Annotated in this window: 17 protein-coding genes; 14 read left to right on the forward strand and 3 right to left on the reverse strand. The window is 36.7% G+C overall.

Annotated elements, in window-relative coordinates; all coding sequences use genetic code 11:
• Positions 1–255 precede the first annotated feature (255 nt).
• From ACFIM1_RS01480 to ACFIM1_RS01495, 4 genes are read left to right on the forward strand one after another with little or no spacing between them, the layout of a single operon-like run.
• On the forward strand, positions 256–1299 hold the full coding sequence (locus ACFIM1_RS01480) for a hemin-degrading factor (protein WP_375609134.1): 1044 nt from the start codon (positions 256–258) through the stop codon (positions 1297–1299).
• Positions 1300–1310: 11 nt separating this feature from the next.
• The gene (locus ACFIM1_RS01485; RefSeq protein WP_375607731.1) at positions 1311–2198 is read left to right on the forward strand and encodes a hemin ABC transporter substrate-binding protein; all 888 of its coding nucleotides are present in this window, start codon (positions 1311–1313) and stop codon (positions 2196–2198) included.
• 38 nt (positions 2199–2236) lie between these two features.
• The gene (locus tag ACFIM1_RS01490; protein ID WP_375609133.1) at positions 2237–3316 is read left to right on the forward strand and encodes a FecCD family ABC transporter permease; all 1080 of its coding nucleotides are present in this window, start codon (positions 2237–2239) and stop codon (positions 3314–3316) included.
• Positions 3313–4119, forward strand: a complete 807-nt coding sequence (locus ACFIM1_RS01495) for a heme ABC transporter ATP-binding protein (RefSeq protein ID WP_375607733.1) — start codon at positions 3313–3315, stop codon at positions 4117–4119. Before ACFIM1_RS01490 ends, ACFIM1_RS01495 begins: the two co-directional genes overlap by 4 nt.
• 954 nt (positions 4120–5073) lie before the next feature.
• On the opposite strand, the gene ACFIM1_RS01500 is transcribed toward ACFIM1_RS01495, so the two are convergent.
• Both ACFIM1_RS01500 and ACFIM1_RS01505 read right to left on the reverse strand, forming a co-directional pair.
• The gene (locus tag ACFIM1_RS01500; protein WP_375607734.1) at positions 5074–6048 is read right to left on the reverse strand and encodes a phage tail protein; all 975 of its coding nucleotides are present in this window, start codon (positions 6046–6048) and stop codon (positions 5074–5076) included.
• A gap of 1313 nt (positions 6049–7361) precedes the next feature.
• Positions 7362–7484, reverse strand: a complete 123-nt coding sequence (locus tag ACFIM1_RS01505) for a hypothetical protein (RefSeq protein WP_375694473.1) — start codon at positions 7482–7484, stop codon at positions 7362–7364.
• A 907-nt stretch (positions 7485–8391) separates the two neighbouring features.
• Here ACFIM1_RS01505 and thiC point away from each other — a divergent pair.
• The 9 genes from thiC to ACFIM1_RS01550 all read left to right on the forward strand — a co-directional run bounded on the left by thiC (position 8392) and on the right by ACFIM1_RS01550 (position 20102).
• Positions 8392–10227 (forward strand): phosphomethylpyrimidine synthase ThiC, encoded by a 1836-nt coding sequence (gene thiC / locus ACFIM1_RS01510; protein WP_375609132.1) that lies wholly within the window; start codon positions 8392–8394, stop codon positions 10225–10227.
• Positions 10224–11174 carry an FAD-dependent oxidoreductase gene (locus tag ACFIM1_RS01515; protein WP_375606320.1) on the forward strand — a complete coding sequence of 317 codons (951 nt, stop codon included), beginning with the start codon at positions 10224–10226 and terminating at the stop codon, positions 11172–11174. Before thiC ends, ACFIM1_RS01515 begins: the two co-directional genes overlap by 4 nt.
• 3 nt (positions 11175–11177) lie before the next feature.
• Entirely contained in the window at positions 11178–11375 is a 198-nt protein-coding gene (thiS, locus tag ACFIM1_RS01520) for a sulfur carrier protein ThiS (RefSeq protein ID WP_375606321.1), read from the forward strand.
• Between the two features lie 2 nt (positions 11376–11377).
• Complete coding sequence (locus ACFIM1_RS01525; protein ID WP_375606322.1) at positions 11378–12151, forward strand: thiazole synthase; 774 nt, start codon at positions 11378–11380, stop codon at positions 12149–12151.
• Positions 12148–12753 (forward strand): thiamine phosphate synthase, encoded by a 606-nt coding sequence (locus ACFIM1_RS01530; protein WP_375606323.1) that lies wholly within the window; start codon positions 12148–12150, stop codon positions 12751–12753. Before ACFIM1_RS01525 ends, ACFIM1_RS01530 begins: the two co-directional genes overlap by 4 nt.
• Positions 12744–13502, forward strand: coding sequence for a hydroxymethylpyrimidine/phosphomethylpyrimidine kinase (locus ACFIM1_RS01535; RefSeq protein ID WP_375606476.1), 759 nt, complete (start codon positions 12744–12746; stop codon positions 13500–13502). The genes ACFIM1_RS01530 and ACFIM1_RS01535 overlap by 10 nt, the downstream gene beginning before the upstream one ends.
• Before the next feature lie 446 nt (positions 13503–13948).
• Positions 13949–14788 (forward strand): uracil-DNA glycosylase family protein, encoded by an 840-nt coding sequence (locus ACFIM1_RS01540; RefSeq protein WP_375609131.1) that lies wholly within the window; start codon positions 13949–13951, stop codon positions 14786–14788.
• Between the two features lie 73 nt (positions 14789–14861).
• Positions 14862–17492 carry an aminopeptidase N gene (gene pepN, locus ACFIM1_RS01545; protein ID WP_375609130.1) on the forward strand — a complete coding sequence of 877 codons (2631 nt, stop codon included), beginning with the start codon at positions 14862–14864 and terminating at the stop codon, positions 17490–17492.
• Positions 17493–17780: 288 nt separating this feature from the next.
• Positions 17781–20102: an ATP-binding protein gene (locus ACFIM1_RS01550; RefSeq protein WP_375607742.1), complete on the forward strand. Its 2322-nt coding sequence runs from the start codon at positions 17781–17783 to the stop codon at positions 20100–20102.
• Between the two features lie 9 nt (positions 20103–20111).
• Here ACFIM1_RS01550 and ACFIM1_RS01555 read toward each other — a convergent pair whose 3' ends face one another.
• Positions 20112–20633: a methylated-DNA--[protein]-cysteine S-methyltransferase gene (locus tag ACFIM1_RS01555; RefSeq protein WP_375609129.1), complete on the reverse strand. Its 522-nt coding sequence runs from the start codon at positions 20631–20633 to the stop codon at positions 20112–20114.
• 708 nt (positions 20634–21341) lie between these two features.
• On the opposite strand from ACFIM1_RS01555, the gene carB reads away from it, so the two are divergent.
• Positions 21342–24827: a carbamoyl-phosphate synthase large subunit gene (gene carB / locus ACFIM1_RS01560; protein ID WP_375609128.1), complete on the forward strand. Its 3486-nt coding sequence runs from the start codon at positions 21342–21344 to the stop codon at positions 24825–24827.
• The last annotated feature ends 249 nt before the right edge of the window (positions 24828–25076 follow it).

Below are 25076 nucleotides of genomic sequence, written 5' to 3' on the forward strand. Positions count from 1 at the left end.
AACTATTAGGTCAATAGAAAATCATATCGATAAAAGGATAAATTATTTGTGTTTCTATTTTCAAATATCTTTAAAATTATAAAGGTTTGATAGAGCGATTTTAATTCTTTCTATTTTATCATTTTTTGACTGTTTTGCTATTGGTGATAGAGGCATATTTTGTGATAGATTGAACTCTTTAAGAGTTCAATCTATTGCCTAGGGATTATAAAATTTAAAAGTTAGTTCTTGGGTCAGTAACATAAGGTAAAATCCATGGCACATACAGCTGAAATGATTATTCGTTTGCGTGAAGAAAAAAAAGAAATGCGAAACCGTGATTTTGCGGTTTCTATTGGTATATCTGAAGCGGAACTTCTTGCAGCCTATTGTACAATTGGAAAAGCAAAAAGGCTACAAATTGATGTTGCTACTCTCTTAGAAAATGCTCCTCGGCTTGGAACAGTCATGGCATTAACGCGCAATGAACATGCCGTTCACGAAATAACAGGGTGTTTTGAAAAAATTGTTCAAAACCAACATGTTCCTATAACACTTGGTGAAATTGATTTACGTATTTTTGCAAAACGATGGAAGTTCGGTTTTGAGTATGATGTCATTGTTCTTGGAAAACCTACAAAAAGTCTACAATTCTTTGATCATCATGGCGTTGCTATTCTAAAAATCTATTCTAAAGATATGACAAATATGGAAGAATGGAATAAACTTGTTGAAAAGCTCCTTCTTGAAGATCAGTCTCCTGTTCTTAACATTATTCCCGTTTCTCTCCCAGCCCAGTGTGACATAACAGAATTGGATATTGAGAGTTTTCGGGATCGTTGGCGGAAAATGACAGATGTACACCAACTTCATAAAATTATTTCCGAATTTAAGATTAATCGACATCATGCTGTAAAATATGTTGGCAGTGAATTTGCGGATGAATTACAAGTAGAAGCTGTTGAAATGATGCTTAACCAAGTCGCACGACAAGAACTGCCAATTATGTGCTTTGTTGGTAATAAGGGATGTGTTCAAATTTTTAGTGGGACTGTAAAAAATATTAAGCAAATGGGGCCTTGGCTTAATGTTCTTGATCCAAAGTTTGATCTCCATTTACTCACATCTGGGATTGCTAGTGTATGGCATGTTCGCAAGCCTATCAGTGATGGTTATGTCAGTTCACTTGAAGTTTTCGATAAAAATGATGAAATGATTGTTCAGTTCTTTGGCATGCGCAAAGAGGGTCAAAAAGAGCGTGAGGATTGGCGTTCTTTATTGAAGTCTCTTCCTCCATATCAAGAATCAGTTGTCGCTTAGAAAGATACAATATGCTGACTCTTCTTTTGTGCAGACAATTAAGGTTTTTTCTTCTTTTTATACTTCTTTCTTTTAGCTTCTTTTCTCAGCGCGCCATCGCTGAACCTACCACATATTTTTCTGAAAATGCGCGAATTGTCTCTATTGGCGGCTCTCTTACGGAAATTGTTTATGCATTAGGAGCGCAAGATCAACTTGTTGCCCGTGATAGTACAAGCGTTTATCCAAAAGAAGCCCTCAAACTTCCTGTGCTTGGTTATATGCGTGCTCTTTCACCTGAAGGTGTTTTATCTCTTGCTCCAGAAGGTATCTTACTCGTTGAAGGAAGCGGTCCTGCTTCAACAATTGAAATTCTCAAAAAAACATCAATTCCTATCGTGATCATACCAGAAAATTATTCTCGAGAAAGTGTGATAGAAAAAATTCGTCTTGTTGGAAAAGCCATCCATCGTGAAGCACAAGCTGCTGTATTAATTCAAAAAGTGAGCCGTGATTTTGTAGATAATGATGCTCTTTTGGCAAAAGTAACGAAACCAAAGCGTGTCCTTTTTATTTTGTCGGTACAAAATGGGCGCGTTATGGCATCTGGAACAGATACAGCAGCAGATGGTATCATAAAACTTTCAGGTGGGATCAATGCTATTACTGATTATAAAGGCTATAAACTTCTCAATAACGAAGCGTTATTGAAAGCGAATCCTGATGTTATTTTACTTATAAAACACGGTGAGAAATCCATTAATCTTGAAAAGGTTTTAGCTATACCAGCTATCCAAGCAACAACTGCAGCAAAAAATCATGCTATTAAACAAATGGATGCTATGTACCTTTTAGGATTTGGTCCACGTACTGCAGACGCATCAAGAGAACTTATTCATATGCTTTATGGTGCAAACTAAAATAGTAAAAACGGATAAAATTGGTAGAGAATCCATCTATGGTTTATGCATCTGAAACAAAAAAAAATAAAAAAATGAATCGTAAAAATTTGAGAACAATACTCTTATTAGGTCTAATAATGTTCCTCATCTTGAGTATTTTGGGCGGACTTTTAAATGGTGCTTCAAATACTTCTTTCTTTGATTTTCTTAATATCATGTTTACGCAAAAATTTTCTGTAAGTAGTAAAACACGTGATTATCTTATATTTATCGATATAAGGCTTCCTCGTGTTATCCTAGGATTATTGATCGGGGCTGCTTTGGCTGTCTCTGGTGTTATGATGCAAGGACTTTTCCGTAATCCTCTTGCAGATCCTGGAATTATAGGTGTATCAGCAGGAGCTGGTCTTGGTGCCGTTTTAGCAATTGTTTTAGGTTTTGCTTTTCCTGTTTCATTTGCGCCTTTTCTAGAGCCTTACAAAGTTATCATGGGTGCTTTTTTGGGTGGACTTTTATCAACGATTGTTCTCTACATAATAGCGACGCATCATAACTTTACCTCTATTGCAACTATGCTACTTGCCGGTATTGCTCTTGGTGCATTAAGCGGTGCAGTTGTTGGAACATTGATTTTTATTGCAAATGACCAACAATTACGCGATATCACTTTTTGGAGTCTTGGCTCTCTTGCGGGCGCGACATGGTGGAAAGTATGGCTCGTTCTCCCTTTCATTTTTATTGGTCTTCTTTTTTCTCCCTTTTTATCACGAGCACTTAATGCTCTTGCGCTTGGAGAAGCTGTTGCTGGCCATATCGGTTTCCATATTCAACGCGTTAAGAATATTGCAATTCCCCTCGTTGCTCTTATGTGTGGTAGTGCAGTTGCTGTCAGTGGTGGTATTGGTTTTATTGGTATTATTGTTCCTCATATTTTACGTCAGATCATTGGTCCTGATCACCGCTATCTTATTCCTTACTCTGCTCTCTTGGGAGCATCTTTACTTATTTTTGCTGATACGTTTGCACGTTTAATTGTTGCCCCCGCGGAATTACCAATTGGAATTGTAACAGCGCTTTTTGGTGCCCCCTTCTTCCTGTGGATCCTTATATGCAAACGAGGGACTGCCTTTTCATGATTGAAGCAACAAATATTTGCGTTCAGCGCGGAAAAAAACAGATTCTCAATCACATTAATCTTCAAGCTAAAAGTGGTGCTTTTACCATCATAATTGGTCCTAATGGATCGGGAAAAAGTACTTTTGTCAAAGCACTGAGTGGGGAAATTCCTTACAGTGGGAAAATAACCTTAAATGGTTATGATGTGCGCCAAACAAAAACTTATGAAATGGCAAAAATGCGCGCTGTGCTCCCACAATCAACAACGCTTGTCTTTCCATTCTTAGTCCATGAAGTTGTAAGACTTGGCCTTTCTGTAAACCAACTCACCATTGCCAAAACCGAGTTACAAAATCTTATCCAGAAAGCTTTAGATCGCGTTGACCTTTCTGATTATGGTAACCTATATTATCACCAATTATCAGGTGGAGAACAAGCGCGCGTACAACTTGCTCGTGTTCTTTGCCAAATCTGGAAACCCATTTATAATGGAATTCCTCGTTGGATGATATTAGATGAACCTATTGCTAGCCTTGATATTCAACATCAAATTATCGTTATGGATATCGCTAAACAATTTACCCATTCTGGTGGCGGCGTTCTCGCTGTTCTTCATGATCTCAATCTCGCAGCACATTATGCAGATAGCATGATCTTGCTAAAGGAAGGAGAGATTTATTGCGAAGGAAATGCGACTAATGTTTTGACAACACAAAATCTACGCGATGTTTATCATTGTTCCTTAAACGTTTCTGAATTACCTAAAGAAGATATCCCTTTTATACTCCCTCAAACAGCATCCTCTTATGAATTTAGATCCTAAAGCAGTCAGCTTCAATCTAAAAATTAATGTACTTAGCACAATAAAGTACGCAAATATTCAAGATTCTATTTTATTTTTAATGAACTCCTTTCTATCATTTAACGTCTTCCGCTCACATCAAAGATATTTTTGGAAAAAACTATCTATTTAAAATCTTTCAAGATTTTACGCACTAAAAATATTTGAGATTTTGTTTTGCTATCATACTTTTATATAATGCAAGTTTATATGACATAAATATGTATTTTCCTCGCTCTTTCTATCACTCTTGTCTTTAATAAAAATGATCCAGAAATACATACAAATACCTTTGTCATAATAATTATATGGATTCTTTATATTTTCTAGGGACTAGATAAAAATTAAGTACCTCTTGACAATCTGTAAAAGATTTATTTGTTGCTTTAACGGCGTTATTTTTTCTCATAACATATATGCTTTTTCTTTATCTTTTTTTATATTGATTCTTTATCTATCTCTGTAGTCAATAAAAACATTAAATATAATCATATTTTTATTTTTCTTCCTCTATTAGAAAAATTGTTTATTGGTACATCAAAAGAATTAAACTATTGAATAAAATATTTAAAATAAATTCAATAACGCTTCTTGTCGTCCCCTTAACGCAAAAACAATGCGTAATATAGGGATGAAAAGAAAGTATAACGATAATTTCACTCAAGGAGTATACCATTTACAAATATAACCTACATCATAGCATTGCAAAGAAATAAAATTGATAAAGAGATGAGAAATCTCTTTATGAGATCAATTCGCTGATACAAAGATATATCTCCAGATCATTTAATGGCAAATTTAAAATTATTTTTTAACTCCCTCAAGTATCGCATTAAGAGTACAGATTTCCTCTTCACATACATAAAAAATAACGCGGAATTGCTCCGCGTTAACAAAATTACCAAGGTGTATAGATTATTTATGAACCGACCATACTCATGATTTTATAGCATAGACAACAGTTGCATTAACAGGGCGCGTTTCTGCCTCACCCGTATGAGAAAGAGTTACCTTGTGTGTATGTGCACCAGCAGAAGCTGTTCTCCCTTTCAGGGTCGCATTATAAGTATAATGATTCGGTAGTCTTCCAATATCACCAGTTGGCCATCCTACCCCTTGGTACTCAAAATTGTGTGCATGCTCGCCTGATTCTTCAATGGTTCCAATATGCGTATGCGATTTTATGCTATCTTGTTGTTTATCTGCAAATTTTCTACCACCATCTAAACCACGGCCATCATCAAAGCCGCGTAAAAACATACCTCTAAAATCAGGAACTTTAAAAGTTCCATAGCTGTTTTTCCCCCATTTATCACCTATTGCCTTGAATAACTGCGGATAATCCTCACACTTATAGGACTGACCATCACATAAAAGCCAACCATTTGGCACACTTTGCATAGCAAATGTTGCAATGAATCCAGCAGGAAAATTTTCTATTTTTGGTGATGTAGGATTTAATAAATACCACCCTTCATGCTCTTTTATTAAAACACCATTATTATATACCATTTCATAAATGCCACCTCTTTGCAGTTCTCCCCCTTCTAAGGGGATAACCCCCACATCAGTGGCTTTATAGATAAGCTTTTCTCCTATATTATTAACAGTTATTGTCGTCGTGCCAATATTCATGCCACGAGCTTTAAAACGTATGATGATATCATTGTTGTATTTCTTTATCGGTGAAACTGTCTTTAAGGTAATTAATGTTGTTTTATCTTCCGCATTTACCATAAAGCTTGAGTCAATAGATCCACCATTATCTGCAAGATATTCTCGTACGCGCTGCATCATCGCTCGAGCACTATCATTAACAGAACTAGGCGGCTGACCTTCTGCCCAATTAATGATACTATCTGAATGAGCATTTTCATCAGCCTTTAGCGACCAATCGTAAATATTAGACATTTTCAATCCCCCATTATTTTCATAATTTTTCTAACAATTTCTCATTCTGTGCACTAGAATGCGCTGCCACTTTTTATTGCTACATCATAACCACTGCACCATCCGTATTTACACATTTTATCTCTCCTCCCTCCTTCCAATTTAATAACCTAAATTCATCAGACCTTCTTCATAACATCAGCATTAATGCAACCAATTCTAATGTGTAATATAGCACCTCGTCTGAGGTTACTTAATATCTTGTTTTGTTGTTGTGCTGTTGTTATACAGTTATATTTTCAATATCTTGCATCTCATTGCAAAATTTATAAATACTGTTCAAAATTCCCCCTACTATGGATTTCATAGAACTGTTATTGAATATAATAATTTATCATCCGCATAAAAAGTTTCTGATTTAAACATTCTCTTTTTTATTTTTTTCAATAGCTTAAATCTATTTCGTCGATATTTTATACTCTATATTTTAAACAAAGAATCTCTCTCTTTTGACTTCCATTTATCTTAAAATTCTAAAAGTTAACTTCAAATTCTTTGTATGCATCATTATGTTTTTATTCATATGCAAATACCTTGAAAGGCTCTATTTTATTCAATTTATTCCTGAAATTGTTTTACTCGATCAATACCAACATTTTTTAAACAAGCTTCTGTTCAATCTTAATGCACCATAGGAAATACATTCACTATGACAGTTTTTTTACACCTTAATTGAACTAGAAATGAAATACTTTAAATACTAAAGAAATATCACAAACCCTCATCAGATCTGATGAATATCAATTTCTTTTACTTGAATTAAAAAATAGCCCTTACCCCCTATAAAATGCGCGCCATTTTCACCTTTAAAGGGCTGTAAGCACCCATTGTCCTCCCCCACCTAATGCGATTACTCACATGTAATATTCTATTATATATTGATTCTTTTTGCAAGAACAATAAATCCTTCTGAACATGCCCTCGCAATTATTAGCTTTCTCTCTCCTTGTGGAAAGATAAGAGTAAAGATTTACTGTTTTGATAACAAATTCTGTACTGGCTAAAACAACAGAGCAAAATACATCATATCATCGAACTTCATTGTAATCATGATTTAAAAATTTAAGTAGGCTTTCTTAATATTTTACTTTGTTACATCATCAGCTTTTATAGAAAAAATCTCAACCGTGCTTACAATATCTATACCACCATTATTTCCTCTTAGAAGAAGAAAAAGATCTCTCAATAATGATAAATAAAATTATGAAAATTGAATAGCTTACTGTTTTATATAAGAGATTAAGCCATCATTCCCACACTTCTTACCTTCTTTTTCAGAAACTTTCAACATTGTGTTTTTTTAAGAGGTATAGTTTTATTTGAAGCGCGCCTTCACTCCATTTGATACCAGCAATTTGTGAGGTCATTTTTACCTCATTGTCCGCTATATTTGACATATTTTATTCCTTATATAAAAAACCATACTCACACTGCCTTTACGAATAAAGAATTTTTCTGTAATTTCATATATATTTAAACTATAAGAATTTATAAAATACGATTTGTTTTATTATCAATAAAATAATCTATATGTCGTGATTTTTTATATAAAAATACCTTATATTTTATTCATAAAAAATAAAACTCATCTTTATTAAATATAGACGTTATTAAACTTTTTATTATTGATCATGTAAAATGGTAAATAGAGTATATCCATCATTTTCTTATTTATAATTATATCTTAATTGAACACATCTATGAAAAAATAAGAAAGTTTTATTTTATATTCTAAATACGTACAATAAACATCAATTTAAAGGATATGTAATAATCTGTCATGATTTCAGAAACAAAAGCATCATGACATGACACTTTATAAAAAGGGTGCTATTGTCATGAAGATGAGTGACTAGCTTAGTAAAAAAGCTATATAAAAGCAAAAGAATAAAAATTAATGGAATTGCGCAGCATATACCCTCTGGCTTTAGCTATAAATTTTATCCTCATCATTTCTTTATAAAAAGATTTTAATATTATCACTGGTTATTTCATAGTATCTGCTTTTATTTCTAACGAATGTAGAAAAATCGTTAAAAATATATCTTTGTGATTGACAATGTCAGTATTTAAGCCAATCATGTGTATTCTGGCAAAAGTGTTTACGTGGGGGAGTGCAAGTATTATTTCAAAGATATTGCGTTGATCTTTTCAAAGTAAATCTTCTTAAGCTTTATTGAAGATAACTTACTATAAAATATTATAAGCATCTCTTCATTCAAGATACATTATTAATCATTTAAATATATCTCCATTAACATCACGCCTTAGTTTTTAAACTATGTGTTTAGAAGGAAAAAGTTTGTGCCAAAAAGTATTTCATCAATTAGTTGTAACCCCTTTCCCGCTTCACGCAAAATTTATCAACAGAGCCTTCTCTTTTCTGATGTGCGCGTACCATTGCGTGAAATTTCACTGGCTGATGGCAGTGGTGAAAAACCTTTAAACGTCTACGATACTTCTGGCCCCTACACAGATAAAGATATGATCATTGATATTACAAAAGGCCTTCCAGCAATTAGCTTGCCTTGGCTCTCTAAGCGGGATGATACTGAAACTTATCCTGCACGATTAGTTAAACCTGAAGATAATGGATTGACTTCTGATAAAAACCTTACACCAGCCTTTAAGCAAAAACGTTCTATTTTACGAGCAAAAAATGGCAAAGCAATTACACAAATGGCTTACGCACGCGCAGGCATTATTACCGAAGAAATGGAATATGTGGCTATACGAGAAAATGAAGGATTAGCAGTAGAAGAGCGGCAAAATGTACCATCAAATGAAACATTTTCTGGATCAATACCTGAAACTTATACTGCGGAATTTGTTCGCAATGAAATTGCTTGTGGACGCGCCATTATTCCACAAAACATTAATCATCCAGAGTGCGAACCTATGATTATTGGACGTAATTTTCGTGTTAAAATTAATGCCAATATTGGAAATTCAGCAGTAACTTCATCTATGGAAGAAGAAGTTGATAAAATGGTTTGGGCCATTCGCTGGGGAGCAGATACAGTTATGGATCTTTCTACAGGACGAAATATTCACAATATTCGTGAATGGATTATCCGAAATTCTCCTGTGCCCATCGGAACAGTTCCTCTTTATCAAGCACTCGAAAAAGTACAGGGTATTGCCGAAAACTTAACATGGGATATTTTTCGTGATACCCTTATTGAGCAAGCAGAACAAGGTGTTGATTATTTTACCATTCATGCAGGATTAAGACTACCTTTTATCCCTTTGACCGTTGATCGGGTAACAGGTATTGTTTCACGAGGTGGTTCTATTATGGCAAAATGGTGTTTGCATCATCATAAAGAAAGTTTTCTCTATGAACATTTTGATGAAATTTGTGATATTGCACGCACGTATGACATCTCTCTTTCATTGGGGGATGGATTGCGTCCTGGCTCTATTGCCGATGCCAATGACGAGGCCCAATTTGCAGAGCTTAAAACCTTGGGAGAATTGACAAAAGTTGCTTGGAAAAAAGATGTACAAGTTATGATTGAAGGCCCTGGGCATGTCCCAATGCACAAAATTAAAGAAAATATGGAGCAACAATTAGATCTTTGTCATGAGGCGCCTTTTTATACTTTAGGACCTCTTACAACGGACATTGCTCCGGGTTATGATCATATTACATCAGCAATTGGTGCCGCTATGATTGGATGGTTTGGAACTGCTATGTTGTGTTATGTAACACCTAAAGAACACCTAGGACTCCCCGATAGGAATGACGTAAAAACTGGTGTGATTACTTATAAAATTGCTGCTCATGCCGCAGACCTTGCCAAAGGTTTGCCGAGAGCACAATTGCGCGATAATGCTCTTTCGCGTGCACGATTTGATTTTAGATGGCATGATCAATTTAACCTTTCTCTTGATCCAGAAACAGCCTGTGCCTTTCATGATGAGACAATGCCTAAAGATGCCCATAAATTGGTGCATTTTTGTTCCATGTGTGGACCAAAATTCTGTTCTATGCGTATTTCCCATGATATTCGTGATGCTGCAGCACTCAAAAAAACAAAAGGTGAAGGTATGATTGCTATGGCTGAAAAATATCAAGAAAGTGGTGATCTTTATATGGAAATTGTTCCTCCTCAAAAAAAGAAAGTAAACAGTTGAAGAACATTCTTATCAAAGGTGCAGGTGTAGGCGGCTTAACAGTTGCCTTTATGTTACAGCAAAAAGGTGCTTCTGTTACTGTATCAGCCCCCCCTCATTCACCTATAGGAAGTGCTAGTTGGTATGCAGGAGGAATGCTCGCACCTTACTGTGAAAGAGAAAATGCGGAACAGATTGTTGAAGATCTTGGTGTACAAGCTATACAATGGTGGCGTAAAACGCTCCCCAACCTTGTCATACAAAAAGGCACTTTAGTAGTTGCACCTACACGAGATAGAGGAGAGCTTGAACGATTTTTTATGCGTACGCATAATCACAAAACCATAGATAATACAGAAATAGCTCATCTTGAACCAGATCTTGCGGAACGTTTTAACTGTGCACTCTTTTATGAAAATGAAGCCCATATTGATCCTCGCAAAGCACTTATGGCTTTAAAAGAAAAGCTTCTCAACAATGGAGCCTGTTTTGTTGATGTAGAGAAGGCTGAAAAAAATTTTGATATTGTTATTGATGCGACAGGAATAGGACGTTTAGGAAAAGATAAAAATATACGGGGTGTACGTGGTGAAATGCTACTCTTGCGGAGTACAGAAATTAAAATTTCCCGCCCAATTCGTCTTCTTCATCCACGATTTCCACTTTATGTTGTTCCACGACAGAATGATATTTTCATGATTGGCGCAACGATGATTGAAAGTGACTTTGATGGTGCAATCTCTGTAAGATCAATGATGGAATTGCTCAACGCGGCCTATACATTGCACCCTGCTTTTGCCGAAGCAGAAATTGTTGAATCCGGCATTGGTATTCGTCCAGCTTATCCTGATAACTTCCCTTCTGTATGCAAATATGGTAACCATATCTCTATTAATGGATTTTATAGACATGGTTTTCTTTTGTCTCCAGAAATGGCAAAACGAGCAGTGAAATTGGCATTGGAATAAAGCATGCAAATATTTGTTAATGGTGAAACACTTCAAACAGAAGCTCCTTTTCTTAGTCTCTTGCTTGTGGAATTGGGGTATGAAGGAAATTGGCTAGCAACTGCTGTTAATGCTGAAGTTGTTCCTGTAGATGCGCGAGACCAATTTATTTTGCATGAAGGAGATAAAGTGGAAATTTTAAGCCCAATGCAAGGTGGTTAATTATGTTGAATCTTTATGGACGACAATTCACCTCTCGTCTTATGTTAGGTACAGCGCAATATCCTTCTCCTGTCATCCTTCGTGATGCTATTCATAAATCCAATACAGAAATTGTAACCGTTTCATTACGTCGAGAAAGCGCAGGTGGAAAACAAGGAGGGCAGTTTTGGCAATTTCTTCAAGATCTTGGGGTAACAGTGCTTCCTAATACTGCTGGTTGTTATACTGTTAAAGAGGCCGTAACCACAGCGCAATTAGCAAGAGATCTTTTTAAAACAGCTTGGATTAAACTCGAAATTATCGGTAATTCAGACACCTTACAGCCAAATATTTTTTCCTTAATCGAAGCTGCTCAAATTTTAAACAATGAAGGTTTCAAAATTTTTGCCTATACAACGGATGATCTCATTGTTGCTGAAAAACTTTTCGACATTGGTTGCCGTGTTATTATGCCTTGGTGTGCTCCTATTGGTTCTGCCAAAGGACCTCATAATACTGATGGATTGCGTTCTATCCGTGCTTACCTTCCTGATGCTACTCTTGTTATTGATGCCGGCATTGGACGCCCATCCCATGCCGCCATTGCGATGGAACTAGGTTATGATGCAGTACTGCTTAATACCGCAGTTGCTAAAGCAGCTGATCCTGTTTTGATGGCTGAGGCCTTTTCCAAAGCTATTCAGGCAGGGCGTATGGGGTATAAAGCTGGCATGATCGAAGCACGCAATGTAGCAGTCCCTTCAACACCAATCATTGGAAAAGCGGTATTTTCATGAAACTGGATCCTTTTTACCTCATCGTTGATAACGCTGATTGGATTGAACGTTTGCTTCCTCTTGGTATCAAGCTCGTACAATTGCGTATGAAACATGAAAATCAACAAATAATCCGTCAACATATTAAGCGTGCAAAAAACATATGCAATAAATTGGGAACACAATTAATTATTAATGATCATTGGGAAATAGCAATTGATGAAAAGTGTAATTTTATTCATCTGGGACAAGAAGACCTGAGCAATGCTGATCTTCACGCAATTCGTAAAAGTGGTATAAAAGTTGGTCTTAGTACACATGATGAACATGAATTGGATATCGCACTCTCTGCTAATCCTGAGTATATTGCACTTGGTCCTATTTATCCGACAATCTTAAAAAAAATGAAATGGATGCCACAAGGACTAGAGAAAATCAAACAATGGAGAAAACGGATTGGTGCTTTACCTTTAGTGGGTATTGGTGGGTTAACACCAGAACGTGCAGTTAGTGTTTTAAATGCAGGAGCAAATAGTGCTGCTGTTGTGACTGATATTATCCTCCATAAAAAACCTGAAGAGCGTGTACAGCAGTGGATAAAAGTGACACAAAAATGGCGTTGATACCTTCCATTCTTATTGTTGCAGGCACTGATCCAACAGGAGGTGCCGGTATTGTTCGTGATATAGAAACCTCTGCACATTTTCAAATAAAAGCAAATTTAGCAATTACTTGTGTTAACGTACAAGATGATAATCGCGTTGTCGAAATCATTCCAATGTGTGGAGACCTCGTCGCTGCGCAAATGCGTGCTGCTCTAGAAGCAAATCCAATAAGCGCAATAAAAATTGGTATGACGGGGACAAAAGCAATTATAGCAGCAATCTGTAACGTACTCAAAGACTATCCCCATGTTCCAGTTGTTTTGGACCCTGTACTTGTCGCTTCATCAGGAGGAAAACTAATAACAGAAACAATCATCGACACTATGATCGATAAACTGCTTCCTCATGTTGATCTTTTAACACCGAATAGAGAAGAACTCGCTCTTCTTAGCCAAAGTCCATTGGCATCTAATGATAAGCAAGCAATACAACAAGCAAAAAAACTTTTGTCATTGGGAGCTCGCTCTATCTTAGTAAAAGGCGGACATGCGGAGGGTCCTCTTGCAATTGATAGCTTCATTGACAAAATTGAAGTCATCAATATTTCTACTCCACGTTTAAAAGGAACAATGCGTGGAACAGGTTGCATTCTATCAAGCGCTATTGCAGCGCATTTGGCACTCAATGAACCTCTCATTTCAGCTGTAAAAAAAGCAAAAGAATATATCCACACATTGCTTTTAACCCATTGTGAAAACTGTTTGTAACGTCTTAGTGTTTTCTCATATAAAAGTAATAATTATATATTTCAATTAATATATTTAATTTATTTAATAAAAGCTATTAAATAAATATAATAATAAAAAATTATACTTAATTTTTTAAATAAAATAATACAAAATTCACTTTCACTAAGTATTAAATATAGAATATAATGATAAAAAATATTATCACGCCACTTGCATTCAGTAAAAAATTCTTTTATTATGAGTGAGTTTATTTTGTTTAAAAAGTTGAAATAGCGCAATTTAAACAAATTATACATTTAAAGATGCATATAATCGCGAAAACTCGCATTTTACGATTTGCCTTTTTTGTGAAAAGAGAGAATCCTATCAGCATTCTTATACATTAATGGCTAGCGAATACGTTTATAAAACTTGAAGGATAATTTTGTTTGATCTATAGTGCCTAGATCATTAGAAAAAGTAAAATGTTAAATCAAACGCCGTACTCGATTTCCTATGAAGAACTCTTAAACTTTTATAAAGAAAGTGGTGCGGATGCCGTTCTGACAGACTTCCCTATTGATCGTTTTAAGCAGTCTGCTTGTTCAGAGAGAAAATTAACGCCTGTTGTTAACATTTCTGGTAATCAACAAACATCTGCCAAAACATCTCCAAGCGTAAAATTAGATAATCATCCACTGTATAATTCTAGTCCTATACAAAACGAATCCGCTGCTATAGAGAGTGCAAAAAGTGCAAAGACACTTGATGAATTAAAATCTGCCCTCCTTGCATTTAATGGCTGTTCACTAAAATTGACAGCAAAAAATACCTGTTTTTCAGATGGAACAGCAGGAAGTCCCCTAATGCTCATAGGTGAAGCACCAGGACGAGAAGAGGATATACAAGGAATTCCTTTTGTGGGAAAAGCAGGGATGTTACTTAATAAAATTCTCGCATCAATTGGCTTAGCAAGAAATAATGTTTACATTGCCAACACTATTCCTTGGCGTCCACCAGGAAATCGTACACCAACACCAAGAGAAGTTGCCTTGTGCCGCCCTTTTATTGAACGGCACATTTATTTAGCACGTCCTCGTGTTCTTATAGCACTGGGAGGCGTTGCTGCACAATTTCTTACTGGATCTCAAAATGGGATTATCCGAACAAGAGGGAAATGGCATATCTATGAAAGCGAAGATAATATAAAAATACCTGTTATGCCAACTTTTCATCCAGCTTACCTTCTTAGAACCCCTAGTCAAAAGAAGCTTACATGGATAGACTTCTTAGAAGTAAAAAATCGCCTCGACAGCCTTTTGTAATTCTTTAATCCTATCTTGCTTCTAAAATTAAAACACCCTTCTTTAACTCTTAAAATACTAATGGGAAAAAACTATGAAACAGCCAATAACATCTATTTATCGTTTGGAAGATTACCAACCAACTCCTTACGCTATCCCTAAAACACACCTTTCTTTCCAATTGGCACCAACAAAAACCTATGTTACAGCCATATTGTTTATTGAGCCCCGTCACGATACAAAAGAATTAACACCTCTCGTTCTTTCTGGTGATGATCTTACTTTAATTTCCGTTTCTATTAATGATGAGATATTAGCCCCAAACACTTATAGAGTGACGCCTTCACGTTTAGAGATTACAACGCCACCAACGGCTCCTTTTACATTAAAATTGGTTACGGAACTGAATCCTGAAAGCAACCGCCAACTTATGGGGCTTTATCTTTCAAATGGTGTTTATTGCTCACAATGCGAATCGGAAGGTTTTCGTCGTATCACTTATTTTTACGACCGCCCAGATGTTCTTTCTACCTATAGAGTAAAAATTGAAGCAGATTCCAAAACAATCCCAATCTTGCTTTCAAACGGTAATCTCGTGGGAACAGGAACTTTAGAGAATAATCGTCATTTTGCTATTTGGGAAGATCCTTATCCCAAGCCATCTTATCTCTTTGCTTTAGTAGGTGGAGATCTTGATAAGTTAGAAGACCATTTTACAACTGTATCTGGACGACGTATCGAGCTTGGTATCTATGTAGAAAAAGGAAAAACCGAACGCGCAACCTATGCAATGGATGCTCTTAAACGTTCCATGCGTTGGGATGAACAATGTTTCGGACGCGAATATGATCTTGATGTTTTCAATATTGTTGCTGTGTCCGACTTTAACATGGGAGCAATGGAAAACAAAGGCCTTAACGTTTTTAATGATAAATATGTTCTTGTCGATCCTGAAACAGCAACCGATCAGGATTATAGAAATGTTGAACGTGTCATTGCCCATGAATATTTCCATAATTGGAGCGGTAATCGTGTTACCTGTCGCGATTGGTTTCAACTCTGTTTAAAAGAAGGATTCACTGTTTATCGTGATCAGGAATTTTCATCAGATCAAAATATACGCAGCCTACAGCGAATTGAAAATGTAAAAGCATTAAAAGCGACGCAATTTACAGAAGACGCAGGACCTCTTGCGCATCCTGTACGTCCTCGTCAATATAGCCAAATTAATAATTTTTACACCACAACTGTTTATGAAAAAGGTGCTGAAGTTGTTCGCATGATACGAACTATTTTAGGTCCTACTCTGTTTCGTAAAGGCACTGATCTTTATTTTCAACGTCATGATGGACAAGCTTGTACAATTGAAGATTTTATTACCTGTTTTGCTGAAGTATCTGGTCAAGACTTCTCCCAATTCATGTTGTGGTACGAACAAGCAGGAACACCCAATGTAGAAATCGATAGTCATTATAGCGATGGTGTTTTAACAATTCATACAAAGCAACATATTCCCGCAACCCCACAACAAAAAACAAAAAAGCCCATGCTTATCCCTATCGCATTTGGCTTATTAGGACCTAACGGAGAAAACCTCGCTTATGAAGCGGATACAGATATTCAATCAGACGTTATGCTTTTATCCAAGGAAAGCCAAACGTTTACATTAAAAGGACTGCGTGAAAAACCCGTTTTATCACTGCTGCGAGACTTTTCTGCACCAATCATTCTACACACGCCATTTAATGAAAGTGAACTTATTTTTCTTGCACAACATGATGACAATCACCTTAATCGCTGGCAATCTCTTAATCATTTAATGACGCAAGCTTTGCTTCAAAGCATTCAAGATAAAACACAAGCAGCAAAAGAAACAATCTCCTCTGCTTTGCTAAACCTGATTGAAACAATCATAACAGATGAAACCTTAGAGCCTGAATTTCGTGCCTTCTGTTTAAATTTACCTAGTGAAGTTGAGCTTGCTCATACAATCGGTAAAAATATTGATCCAGATCGTATTCATTACGTGCGCAATCAGTTTCTCGCTTCACTTGCACAAACACATCAAAAACTCTTAACAAAATTTTATGAACAAATGCAAACCCAAGAACCCTATTCACCAGACACTGTACAAGCCGGAAAGCGAGCATTCAAGAACATACTATTGGATTATCTTTCCATTTCTGAGAACAATCCAAATCGTGCGGCGACACAGTATGCAACAGCTGATAATATGACTGACCGAATGGCGAGTATTGCTGTTCTCGTGAAGCGTTTTAATGAAAGTGAGCAGGCACAAAATGCCTTAAATGATTTTGAAAACCGCTATCGACATGACCCTTTGGTTATGGATAAATGGTTTTCTATTCAAGCAATGGTTGCTGGCACATCAACACTCGAAAATGTTCAAAAGCTCATGCAACACCCGCTATTTTCAAAGGATAATCCTAATCGTGTACGATCTCTGATCGGTATCTTTGCCTCTAACAACCTAACAGGCTTTAACAGAGTTGATGGTGCCTCCTATGATTTTCTTTGCCAAATCATTTTAGAAATTGACAAAAAAAATCCACAGCTTGCTTCACGATTATTAACAACTTTGCGCTCTTGGCGACAATTAGAACCCATTCGGCAACAAAAACTTGAAACGGCATTAAAAACGATTGCTGCCGCACCAAAATTATCAAGCGATGTTTCTGATATCATCAATCGTCTACTCACTTGAAACAAAAAAACATTTTAAATCAATATACTATAATATTTTTAAAAATAAACTCTACAAGCTACTTTGATCATCATTAAACCTATAAACAGGCAATCTAAGCCTGTTTATAGGCCATGTTTAAAATGCCTTTTCCTTTTCATATTCCAAATTCATAAAAGTAAAATACTTTTTTTAAAAAAAAGACTGGACAGAAGACTCCTGTTTTGATTCATTGCACTCTCATGGGGTTATTAATGAATATCGAAGCAGTTTTTAAATCACATTATTCCGGAATTAAAGGAACAAGAGATGGCTAAATTGGACGCATATAATGCGCCAACGGAGATATATGCTGATTCAAAATCGAGCGCTCAAAGCCATAAAGCGCAGACAAAGCGTATTCATCTGTTTTCTGGCTCTACCTATCAAAAGCTTCTCTTTATTGAACCTTGGTTGCGACGCTCACTTCCATTTGTCATTGTGGCATTTCTTATTGCGCTTGCTGTAATTCGTTTTGTATCAATCTATGATTGGCGCAACACAATTGATAAAAGCACACGTTCGACCATCATTCTCTTAGCTTCTCATATTACCAATACAATTGATCATGACTTATTGGCCGTTTCTCAGAAAGAAAAAAGCTCTGCCCTTTCTCATAGTCATTTGCAAGATATCCTCTCCACTTTTCGTAATCAAGATCTTATTAATCCCAGCACTCTCATCGCCATCGTTGATGAAAAAGGCAATGTCTTGGCTTCATCCAGTTCAGAGATCATCCTAGGAAAACCTTTGCAAGATTTTATCTCTGACAGCATTGCTTTACAATCTCTTGGACAACACGCTGGAGTTATGAAAATCACAATAGGCAAAGATACCCCTGCTCTTGCTTCATTTCACCAAACAGAAAATGGACAATATGGCGTATTCATTAGCGAAAAGATGCAAAATAGCGCTATGGAATGGCGCAAATTTTTTTCGCTTAATATAACTCTATTCATCGGAACGAGTGGTATTATTCTTGCTCTTCTTTATGCTTATTACAATCAACTTTTACGAGCACGTAAGACTGATCTTATTTCAGAAAAAATTCAAAACCGTATTGATATGGCAATGATGCGTGGGCGTTGTGGACTATGGGATTGGAATATGGTAAGCGGACGCGTCTACTGGTCACGAGCAATGTATGAAATGCTCGGCTATGTCCCTCAAGATGCATTGCTCTCAATTTCCCAAATTAGCACCATTATCAATCCAAATGATGCCAACTTTTTTGATCTTGCTCAAGAATTAATGGGAGGCAAAAAAAAGCATATTGATATCAATGTTCCCATGCGTCATGCTGATGGTCATTATGTATGGATGCGACTGCGCGCCGAAGTTACTGAAGAAGAAGAACCCCATTTGGTTGGTATTTCTTTCGACATTAGTGAACAGCAGCAATTGGCTGAACAAACAGCTCAAGCCGACCTTCGTATTCGTGATGCGATTGAAAACATTTCAGAATCTTTTGTCTTGTGGGATGCTGAGGGACGTTTGGTCATGTCCAACAGCAAATTTTGTGAATATGCCGCTATTCCTAAACAAATTCTACAATCAGGTATCCAACGTGCAACCGTCGAAGCCATGACCCGTCCTGCTCTTAGTGAATATCCCCTTAAAGATGATGGTACGGGTAATTTAACCAGTATTCGCCAAACTGCAGATGGTTTTTGGCTCAAAATTAATGAACGTCGAACCCAAGACGGAGGACTGGTTTGTATCGGGACTGACATTTCTGAACTTAAACAACAACAGGAAAAATTTGAAGACAGCGAAAGGCGTCTTTTTTCTTTCATTCAAGAACTCAAACGTGCGAGAGGAAGTGCTCAACAACGCGCAACAGAAGTTGAAAAACTTAATAAAAGTCTGAAAGCAGAAAAAGAACGCGCCGAAAGTGCCAATAAGGCTAAATCAGAATTTTTAGCCAATATGTCTCATGAATTGCGCACTCCACTGAATGCTATTCTCGGCTTTTCAGATATCATGTTACAATCAACCTTTGGTCCTCTTGGTTCACAACGCTATAAGGAATATATGCATGATATTTATAATTCAGGAACTCATCTTCTAACCCTTATCAATGACATCCTTGATATGTCAAAAATCGAAGCTGGAAGATTTACGCTTGATTGTAAAAATACCGATCTTGAACCCATCATTAGTGAAGCAGTACGAACACTAACGCCTCAGGCTCAAGAAAAAAATATTGCTGTTACAACAAACATTACCCCAGAACTTCATGCTGAAGTTGATGGTCGTGCAATGAAACAGATTTTCCTTAATCTCATCTCTAATGCCGTTAAATTTACTCCTTCTGGCGGAAATATTGATGTCTGCGCTTTCAAGAAAAAAAATAATCTTATTTTTAAAATTACAGATACAGGTGTTGGTATTCCACAATCAGCAATTAAAAAACTTGGACAACCCTTTGAACAAGTTGAAAATCAACTTACTAAATCTCATACGGGCTCAGGTCTTGGGTTAGCCATTTCACGCTCTCTGTTAGAACTACACAAAGGAAAACTTGAAATTACTTCAAAAGAAATGAAAGGAACAACAGTAACCATTATAATGCCCATCACACAAAGTTAAATTCGTTTTTTATCCTTCATTTTGTTCTCTTTGTAACAAAATCTTTTTCCGTTTGCCCCCCCAGCGATACCCTGAAATAAAACCATTTTTACGCACAACACGATGACAAGGAATGATGATCGCCAATTCGTTACGTGCACAAGCACTAGCAACGGCACGAAAAGCATTTGGCATACCAATACGGCATGCTAATATCTCATATGAAATTGTTTCACCACATGGTATATCACATAGTGCCGCCCATACTTGTCGTTGAAAAAATGTACCATTTATATCTAAGAGAAAATTATATTTTTTTACCAACCTGGGCGTTTCTATCATGGCTATAATATGAGCAACTTCTCTCTTAAATGTATTATCACCCACAACTTGTTGTGCATCACCAAAGCGTACCGTAAACTCTTGTAATAATTGCTCTGTAGTATCTCCTAACGCTATATAACAAATTCCTTTTTTAGACTTAACCACCAAAAGCTTTCCTATTGAGACATCTTCTAGACAAAATATTCTCGTTTGGGAAATATTTAGCATTTTCATTTTCTTTATATTTTTAAAAGTTTTGAACATTATACATAAAGTAAAGGGAGGATATTTTTAATCACTTTATAAAACCAAACAAGATCATCTTGAAACTATCTGCTTAGTCATTGTATTAAAATATACTCTTTTATGGAATGGAATCATACATAGATTGACTTTCTTTCTAGCCTAAAGAATCAAGTCTTCAACCAGAGTTGATTTATCAACAATCTAACTTTTTGTTTAATATATCCCAACCGCAACTATTTTATAGGATTCAGTTCATAAGTCTACAAACAAATCCTACACTAAATTTTATCACATACTCCAACCAAAACAACTAATATGTAATTTTCATGCTCTATACCACCTCTCTAAATGTTAGTATTTTACGGGATAACAAGATAAGATTTCCATTTCATTTTACGAAACTCTATTGAACCATAAATAATGGCTTATATTTCATTTCCCACAGTATACTTGAATATTCTCGTTTTTTGGAAAACTACTACTTTTTATCAAATGTCATACTTTTTATATACTGATTGGATGACTCAAACAAAAAAAGAATTTTATCTTCAATTTGATGAAAAAAAGCAGGGAAAAGACATTTTAGTGCTTACTTTCTTTGTCACTTAACTTATAAAATGACTGTAGCCTCAAAACGGAAATATTTTGCCTGCCACAATCATGCACGGATATTTGTTATAGGAAAAAGCCATGCCCAAACGTACAGATATAAAATCCATTCTTATCATAGGAGCAGGACCTATTATCATTGGTCAGGCATGCGAATTTGACTATTCAGGTACACAAGCTTGTAAAGCATTAAAAGAAGAGGGTTACCGAATTATTTTGGTCAATTCTAATCCTGCTACAATTATGACAGATCCAAATCTAGCTGATGCAACTTATATAGAACCCATTACTCCTGAAATCGTTGCCAAAATTATTGCCCATGAACGTCCCGATGCCCTTTTACCCACTATGGGAGGACAAACTGCCCTCAACACCGCTTTATCATTAAAACGTATGGGTGTTTTAGACCGCTATAATGTTGAAATGATAGGAGCCAATGCCGATGCTATTGATAAAGCAGAAGACCGTGCTTTATTTCGCCAAGCGATGACAAAAATTGGTTTGGAAACACCACGTTCTATGTTAGCCAATGCAACAGAACTGAAAGAAGAAAATCGTCGACAGCACGCAAAAACGCGTACTGAACTTAAAGAAAAACTTTCTGGTGCTGCGCTTGACAAAGCACTTGAAGAACTTGAGCGCAACTGGCGATATACCGAAGCTGATCGCAAACAACATTATATTGCCCATGCAACAGCAAAAGCAGTTCAAGCTCTTGATATTGTTGGGCTTCCAGCTATTATTCGCCCTTCATTCACCCTTGGTGGGACTGGCGGTGGAATCGCTTACAACCGCTCTGAATTTTATGAAATTATTGAACGTGGTCTTGAAGCTTCACCGACAACAGAAGTATTGATTGAAGAAAGTGTTTTAGGGTGGAAAGAATATGAGATGGAAGTTGTTCGTGATAAGAACGACAACTGTATCATTGTTTGTTCTATTGAAAACATTGACCCAATGGGGATTCATACCGGTGATTCTATCACTGTAGCACCTGCTCTTACCTTAACCGATAAAGAGTATCAATGTATGCGCAATGCCTCGATTGCTGTCTTGCGTGAAATTGGTGTTGAAACGGGTGGATCCAATGTACAGTTTGCTGTCAATCCTGAAAATGGGCGCCTCATTGTTATTGAAATGAATCCGCGTGTTTCTCGCTCTTCAGCGCTTGCCTCAAAAGCAACAGGTTTTCCCATTGCCAAGGTAGCAGCTAAACTGGCTGTTGGTTACACACTTGATGAATTAAAAAATGATATAACAGATGGTGCAACACCAGCATCATTTGAGCCTTCTATTGACTATATTGTGACCAAAATTCCTCGTTTTGCTTTCGAAAAATTTCCTGGTTCATTACCTGTCCTCACGACTGCGATGAAATCTGTAGGAGAAGTCATGGCAATTGGACGTACTTTTCAAGAATCGTTGCAAAAAGCACTCCGTGGGCTTGAAACAGGACTCACTGGTCTTGATGAAATTATAATCCCTGAACATGCTGAAGGTGATGAAAAAAATTCTATACGCTCAGCCATTGCAATACCAAGCCCTGATCGTCTGCGCTACATTGCCCAAGCCATGCGCGCTGGCTTATCTTTAAATGAAATTCACCAAATCAGCAAAATTGACCCGTGGTTTTTAGAACAAATAGCCTCCATCATTGAAATGGAACAACGTATCCGCATCCATGGATTACCCCAAGACGCAAATAACCTACGTATGTTAAAAGCTATGGGCTTTTCAGATGCACGATTAGCCACCCTTACCGGACAAGAGCCTGATGACATTGCAGCTTTGCGCAAATCACTGAATGTTAAACAAGTCTTTAAAAGGATTGACACTTGTGCGGCTGAATTTTCTTCTCCTACAGCCTATATGTATTCAACATATGAAATTCCCTTTGCAGGTGTAGAACACTCAGAAGCATACATTTCTGCACGAAAAAAAATTGCTATTTTAGGCGGTGGACCAAACCGCATTGGGCAAGGTATTGAATTTGATTACTGTTGCTGTCATGCTGCTTTTGCACTACGTGATGCAGGCTTTGAAGCTATTATGATTAACTGCAATCCTGAAACAGTTTCAACCGACTATGACACCTCTGATCGCCTTTATTTTGAATCTTTAACAACAGAAGATGTTATCGCTATTTTAGAAGCAGAACAAGAAAAAGGCGAGTTGGTTGGAGTCATCGTCCAATTTGGCGGACAAACACCCTTGAAATTGGCAAGCGCTCTAGAAAAACACAACATCCCCATCCTAGGCACTTCACCTGACGCCATCGATTTAGCAGAAGATAGAAATCGCTTTCAAAAACTGTTATTTAAACTTAATTTAACACAACCTCAAAATGCTATTGCTCACTCTATCGAACAAGCGCGACTCATTGCCCATGAACTAGGATTCCCATTGGTTGTACGTCCCTCTTATGTTTTAGGAGGACGTGCTATGCAAATTATTCGCGATGAGCGTAGCTTGCAAAATTATTTGCTTGAAAGTGTTCCTGAATTAGTACCAGAAGAGATTAAAGCCCGTTATCCCAATGACAAAACAGAACAAATCAATATATTGCTTGGTAAAAATCCACTTCTCTTTGATACCTATTTAACAGAAGCAATTGAAGTAGATGTTGACTGTCTCTGTGATGGCAACGAAACACTAATCGTTGGTATTATGGAACATATTGAAGAAGCTGGTATCCACTCTGGTGATTCAGCATGTTCTTTACCAGTCCATACGCTCTCAAATAAAATAGTCGCTGAATTAGAGCGTCAAACCAAAGCATTAGCACAAGCACTTCATGTTCGAGGCTTAATGAATGTACAATATGCCATTAAAGATGACACCATTTATGTCTTAGAAGTCAATCCTCGTGCTTCACGTACTATTCCATTTGTTGCAAAAACGATTGGTCGTCCTATTGCTAAAATGGCTGCACGTATTATGGCAGGAGAAACGCTTCACGATGCTCTTCAAGCTTATGGTGGATTACCTTCTTCGCAGAAAAAACAACATATTGCCGTCAAAGAAGCAGTGTTTCCTTTTGCTCGTTTTTCAGGTGTTGATACACTTCTTGGTCCAGAAATGCGCTCAACCGGTGAAGTTATGGGACTTGACTATGAGTTTGCGCTTGCTTTTGCTAAAGCGCAGCTTGGGGCTGGTGTAAAACTCCCTAAGGAGGGAACTTTATTCGTTTCTGTAAGAGATGAAGATAAAAAGCGCATCTTAAATCCTATAAAACGTTTAACAGAGCTTGGCTTTTCTATTGTTGCCACAAGTGGAACACAAAAGTTTCTCACCGAACATCATGTTGAAGCAAAAAAAATCAACAAAGTTTTAGAGGGGCACCCACATATTGAAGATGCGATTCGTAATCGCCAAATTCAATTGATTTTTAATACAACCAGCACTGCCAGTGCCATCTCAGATTCCAAATCATTACGCTATGCAGCACTCATGCAAAATGTTCCCTATTATACAACAATAGCGGGAGCCGAAGCCGTCGTAGAAGCGATCAAAGCAATCAAGAAAAAGCGCCTTGAAGTGCGTTCCTTGCAAAGTTATTTCAGTTAAAGTTCTTGCTATGCAGAAAAGCATACGCCTTTTGATACTCTTTCCCGATTTTTTCTTTGTACAAAAATAGCAATTAAAGCTTGCTTTTTATTATAAAGGCTCTTATATGAGTTTTATCGAATTTTCGGTTACGTGACTTTCTTTCCTGTGCTTTCTGCACTTTTGACGAAACTTCTCCCACCTAATTTCGATCTAAAACCGTATTGAAGAATTATAGCTTCAGTACACAATATAATTATATATCTAAGG

Origin of the sequence: Bartonella sp. AC158YNML (assembly GCF_042196725.1) — a bacterium.
Taxonomy (GTDB): Bacteria; Pseudomonadota; Alphaproteobacteria; order Rhizobiales; family Rhizobiaceae; genus Bartonella.

Coding starts and splice junctions, on each gene's coding strand:
- ACFIM1_RS01480 (WP_375609134.1), top strand. CDS start 256: ATGGCACATACAGCTGAAATGATTATTCGTTTGCGTGAAGAAAAAAAA.
- ACFIM1_RS01485 (WP_375607731.1), top strand. CDS start 1,311: ATGCTGACTCTTCTTTTGTGCAGACAATTAAGGTTTTTTCTTCTTTTT.
- ACFIM1_RS01490 (WP_375609133.1), top strand. CDS start 2,237: ATGGTTTATGCATCTGAAACAAAAAAAAATAAAAAAATGAATCGTAAA.
- ACFIM1_RS01495 (WP_375607733.1), top strand. CDS start 3,313: ATGATTGAAGCAACAAATATTTGCGTTCAGCGCGGAAAAAAACAGATT.
- ACFIM1_RS01500 (WP_375607734.1), bottom strand. CDS start 6,048: ATGTCTAATATTTACGATTGGTCGCTAAAGGCTGATGAAAATGCTCAT.
- ACFIM1_RS01505 (WP_375694473.1), bottom strand. CDS start 7,484: ATGTCAAATATAGCGGACAATGAGGTAAAAATGACCTCACAAATTGCT.
- thiS (WP_375606321.1), top strand. CDS start 11,178: ATGCAAATATTTGTTAATGGTGAAACACTTCAAACAGAAGCTCCTTTT.
- ACFIM1_RS01525 (WP_375606322.1), top strand. CDS start 11,378: ATGTTGAATCTTTATGGACGACAATTCACCTCTCGTCTTATGTTAGGT.
- ACFIM1_RS01530 (WP_375606323.1), top strand. CDS start 12,148: ATGAAACTGGATCCTTTTTACCTCATCGTTGATAACGCTGATTGGATT.
- ACFIM1_RS01535 (WP_375606476.1), top strand. CDS start 12,744: ATGGCGTTGATACCTTCCATTCTTATTGTTGCAGGCACTGATCCAACA.
- ACFIM1_RS01540 (WP_375609131.1), top strand. CDS start 13,949: ATGTTAAATCAAACGCCGTACTCGATTTCCTATGAAGAACTCTTAAAC.
- pepN (WP_375609130.1), top strand. CDS start 14,862: ATGAAACAGCCAATAACATCTATTTATCGTTTGGAAGATTACCAACCA.
- ACFIM1_RS01550 (WP_375607742.1), top strand. CDS start 17,781: ATGGCTAAATTGGACGCATATAATGCGCCAACGGAGATATATGCTGAT.
- ACFIM1_RS01555 (WP_375609129.1), bottom strand. CDS start 20,633: ATGCTAAATATTTCCCAAACGAGAATATTTTGTCTAGAAGATGTCTCA.
- carB (WP_375609128.1), top strand. CDS start 21,342: ATGCCCAAACGTACAGATATAAAATCCATTCTTATCATAGGAGCAGGA.